The following is a 4,440-nucleotide window of genomic DNA, read 5'->3' as shown; positions in this document are numbered from 1 at the left end:
GAAAGAAATGCTTTGATTGTTTTTTATATAAATATGGTAACTCATTTTCTACGATTTTCGGTTTTATTGCCACTAACGTTCCGGCGCTTGGCGAGGTTGCGAAGTTCGGAACTTATTATTTTCTATCAAAGATAAAATTTCTTGCGAGAAATAAACGTGAATTTACTACAAAATTCGCAATCTTGCCAAACGCCTGTTAGCAGTAGTGCTTTATCTTTAAGTACTCTTTTCTATTAAATTGTTAGTATTCTTTGAGAAGAACAAAAATATTCCAATAAAAAAAAATATTACACAAGTAAATATTAACTGTATCAATAAGTTATCTATAAATCTTATTGTGTGAAATTTTTCTAAATAATCAAATAATGGTAATTTGAAATAATTAACCACAAAACAAATTATAAATACTACGAAACAATTAATTAGAGACCATTTCTGTTTAATAGTTATGATTATCGAAATAATTAATGCAATTAGCATTCCTATAAAAGTTGCAAAAACTGGAAATGCTGTGACATTCCAAATTTCTGTTGTTTGAATTCCATAATGGTTAGAATTTTCAGTTACTTTTTCAACACTATATTTTTCGACAATTTCAAGAATTCGAATATTGTAAATCCATGATAAAGTTCTGAAAAAAAATATACAACAATATGCTGCGATAAAATGAAATAATATTTGTAAAAAGTTAAGTTTTCTCATTAATTAAATTGCATTAAGTTATTGAATTCTTCCATTCTGCAGTCGCATTACTGCTAACGTTCTGGCACTACAGCGGGTTTGGGACTAAATTAAGCCCATTATTTGGATTTGCCAAATCATCCCAAATACAAAACCATCTTTCCATTAAGCCCAATGCCCAAATCCGTTGTAGTGGCTGTTATGCCTCGTTGTTCTTATTCAGTTAAATTTCCCATAATTATTGTTCCAATACTTTTCAATAAAATTCCATTTGTCTTCAAATTTTGAAATGTTTTTTATGTAAGGAAGGTTTTTAATTAACTTTTTCTTTTCTTCATCGTTTTCAAAAACTTTATATATCTCAATTACTTGAGGATTTTCTTTTATTTCAGAATCACAACCTTGTCCATAAATATGTCCAATTTGAATTGTTTTAAAATTGTCAATGTAGAATAAATCACTTACCCAATTCATATCTGCACATCCTGCTCTGTGATACGAATAATAATATTTTGGGTTAACCTTAAGTTGAATTGCTTCTGGAAATCGATTAAAGCCATATAAAATTTTGAACTCGTCCGTTTTGTTATCGAACAAGTAAATATCATAGGATGAGTTATTACCTATATAATTAAATAATATATCGGGATTTCCGTCTTTATTAAAGTCAGTAAACTCAAAGCCACCTAATCCGCTTGACTGCAACGTATCTTTATTTATGATTTTTGAATTTCTAATAAATGTCAATGTAACTTCATCTTCGTTAATGTCATTAATTACGAAATTGAATGTTTTTTTGTTAACAACAAAAGTTGTGTCAAAATAATGTCTTTGTTGGTTTTTAATCTCTTTACTTGTTACTGATTTACTACTAACTGTGACTTTTTTTAAAGATTTATCATTGTCTTGACTCTGTCCGCAAGAAGTGATTACGGTCAAAATTAAAACTATCAATATTGTCGTAATTTGTTTCATTAGTCGTCTTTTACAATGAGGCATAACGTTCCGGCGCTTGGCGAGGTTGCGAACTTCGGAACTGATTATTTTCTGTTAAAGATAAAATTTCTTGCGAAATGTAAACGTGAATTTACTACAAAATTCGCAATCTTGCCAAACGCCTGTTAGCAGATCGGTTGTTTATACATTATCGTTTCATTTTCAGTTATATTTGTTTCGGTACTTTTCTTTAACAACTTCGATTGATAAAATGACTTGTTTATAGATTTTTAGTCAAACCCAAACTTCTTTATTAATTTTGAATCGGTAATTATTTTTTCAGGATTCACAATTATTCTTTCAGGATATTTTGGATTGAATTTAGCAAGATAAAAAGAATCTATTTTTAAATCGCCTTTGAATTCTATTTCTCTTGATGAGGATGCTATAAAATAGTTTTTGTATAATCCTGTTGCGTTTGTAGTATCTAATTTTCCATTAACATAGTATGAAAAATTATAATCTGTAGATTTTCTCTTTTCTTTTTTTGAAATGAATTTTACAACTATATATTTTCCATCACTTTCTACTTTATTCTGAATGTAATTGTGTCTAACCTGAATAAATACGATTACACTGATAAAAAATATTAATAAGTAATGCCCAAATGACAATTTTATTTTCATTAAGTATTTGCTTTTCTTGTTTTTCGCAATTTTTTGGTCAACTGTCTGCTAACGTTCCCGCGCTACAAGCAGTTTGGGACTAAATTAAGACCATTATTCGGATTTGCCAAATCTTCCAAATACAAACCAATTTGTCCATTAAGCCTAAAACCCAAATTGCTTGTAGCGTGTGTTAGTGGCTGGCTTTGTTTAGTTGCAGCTTTTCATTTAACATTTGAGTTATGTAATTGCCTAATAGTTTTGCTTCTTCTGAATTGATTTTTTCGGTCTGAAAGTTTAGGATTTGTTTTCGCTTTTCATGTATTAATAAATAATGATTTACATGTACGAAAGATGATCTTCTTATATTTAAAATTTCAGTTTTCATATCTATTGTCATTTCGTTATTAATAGGTATTGAAAATGATCTAAGATTATATATAAAATTAATTTTCCCATTTTTGATTGTAGTATGATCAGTTGTTTGTCTAATTAAACTTAACAATGATAATCCAAAAAATAAAAGTCCAAAAACTGAACAAATAATTAATGAGCTAATATCAGTTTTTTTACCTAAAAAAGGAAAAGCTAAGAATGTAGCACCTCCAATTAAAAGCAAAATCAATCCAATTGTACTTTTGTTTTTTAATTGAAGAATTTGATTAATCGAAATATTATTTTCACTCAAAGATATTCTGAGTCCAACTTTGGATTCTATTTTTAGAAGTTCTTTTTCAAGGTTCGTCATTTCTACGATTTTTTTGAAGCTAGCCACTAACGTTCCCGCGCTACAAGCAGTTTGGGACTAAATTAAGCCCATTCTTCGGATTTGCCAAATCTCCCAAATACAAAACCAATTTCAAATTAAGCCAAATACCCAAATTGCTTGTAGCGTGTGTTGGTAGTAGCTTTTTTAATTCGCTTTCAAATTGTTTCAGCCTCTGTTCTTAGTCCGCTAAACTTAAATAAAACAGCTGTTGCAACACCATAAAACGCAATTAAATGTCCAGAAAATCCTCTAATTTCGTTCGCTTTATAGTGATGATATTCTTGCAAAGTCAAAGTTTTGATAAGCTGTCCGTGGTTTTGTAATAGATATTGTCCGTCTTTTATGTCGGGTGTTCCGTCCTGTGAGGACAAAAACAGCATAAAATTGATAAATGCATAAACGAGACCTCCAATTGCTATACTTGACATCCAAGTAGGTGTTTCTTTGAATACAATTTTATAAAATCCTATTGTATTCATTCGATTCGCTAGGCTTGATTCTTGATATTCTTTAAGTTCTTCATTATTTCTTAAGTCAAGGACGACAGGAATCCAAACTACAAAAATTCCAATGCTTAAAAGCAAAATAAAAAAAGATGCATTTTCTGTTACGTCAATGTCTCCGAGAGAAAGTAAATGAACAGTCACACCTAATGTCCAACCCGTTAGTGCGAAATAAAATAAAAAATTTTTCATTATTGTTTGATTGTGATTTATATCTCTCGGTTTTTTAAAGTTACTACCAACGTTTTGCCGCTTGGCGCTGTTGCGGATTTTCAGCACCAAACTCTCACAAATATAAACAAATTTTTAATTCAAGACTTAAGCTTCCAAAAAATCACCGAAACCGCAATGGCGCCAAACGGCTGTTGGTAGCTGGCGTTCTTGTCAAACGTAAAAGTTCTATTTTGCAATATTTATGCGTCTCGTTTTTCCGGTTTCCATTTCCACGTTTTAATTTTTTATGTTCAAAGTTCCGAAGAATTTTAGCGTTTAGTTTTTCACTTTTCAACTTTAAACACAAAATTTTTTACGCTTCAGCTTTTTACGCTTCAGCTTTTTACGCTTCTGAATTTCACGTTTCAATTTTCAGCACAAAACTTTTCAAGTTTGTGCTTTTCAAAGTTCTGAATTCGGCGCAAAACTTTTCACGCTTCTGAATTCTTTGTTCAAAACGTAATAGAAATCGTGTTTCAAGTTTCTGCTAATTTTCGCTTTCGCTTTTCAAATGTTACTGTATTTTTGTCCGCTTTGTAATTTCCATTACTGACAAAAGCCAAACCTTAAAATTCAAAAAAGAACTTTGAAAAAATAGAGTAGAAGTGGACAGAAATTCAGAAACTATTCAACGAATTCAATATCTGCGTAATTTCGGAATACGCTTGCTACC

General features: G+C 30.2%; 5 protein-coding genes. 1 reads left to right on the top strand and 4 read right to left on the bottom strand.

What is annotated here, in order from left to right:
- The coding region (locus L1S34_RS14570) for a hypothetical protein (protein WP_236364793.1) at positions 1 to 200 on the top strand (200 nt) is incomplete at its 5' end.
- A gap of 700 nt (positions 201 to 900) precedes the next feature.
- Here L1S34_RS14570 and L1S34_RS14565 read toward each other — a convergent pair.
- From L1S34_RS14565 to L1S34_RS14550, 4 genes are all read right to left on the bottom strand, one after another.
- Complete coding sequence (locus L1S34_RS14565) at positions 901 to 1,656, bottom strand: hypothetical protein (RefSeq protein WP_236364791.1); 756 nt, start codon at positions 1,654 to 1,656, stop codon at positions 901 to 903.
- Between the two features lie 251 nt (positions 1,657 to 1,907).
- Positions 1,908 to 2,303 (bottom strand): hypothetical protein, encoded by a 396-nt coding sequence (locus tag L1S34_RS14560; protein WP_236364789.1) that lies wholly within the window; start codon positions 2,301 to 2,303, stop codon positions 1,908 to 1,910.
- Positions 2,304 to 2,475: 172 nt separating this feature from the next.
- Positions 2,476 to 3,030, bottom strand: a complete 555-nt coding sequence (locus L1S34_RS14555) for a hypothetical protein (protein ID WP_236364788.1) — start codon at positions 3,028 to 3,030, stop codon at positions 2,476 to 2,478.
- Between the two features lie 176 nt (positions 3,031 to 3,206).
- Positions 3,207 to 3,746 (bottom strand): hypothetical protein, encoded by a 540-nt coding sequence (locus L1S34_RS14550; protein ID WP_236364786.1) that lies wholly within the window; start codon positions 3,744 to 3,746, stop codon positions 3,207 to 3,209.
- Positions 3,747 to 4,440 lie beyond the last annotated feature (694 nt).

This window comes from Flavobacterium sp. K77 (assembly GCF_021608205.1).
Lineage (GTDB): Bacteria > Bacteroidota > Bacteroidia > Flavobacteriales > Flavobacteriaceae > Flavobacterium > Flavobacterium turcicum.
This window is presented reverse-complemented; position numbering and strand designations above follow the sequence as displayed.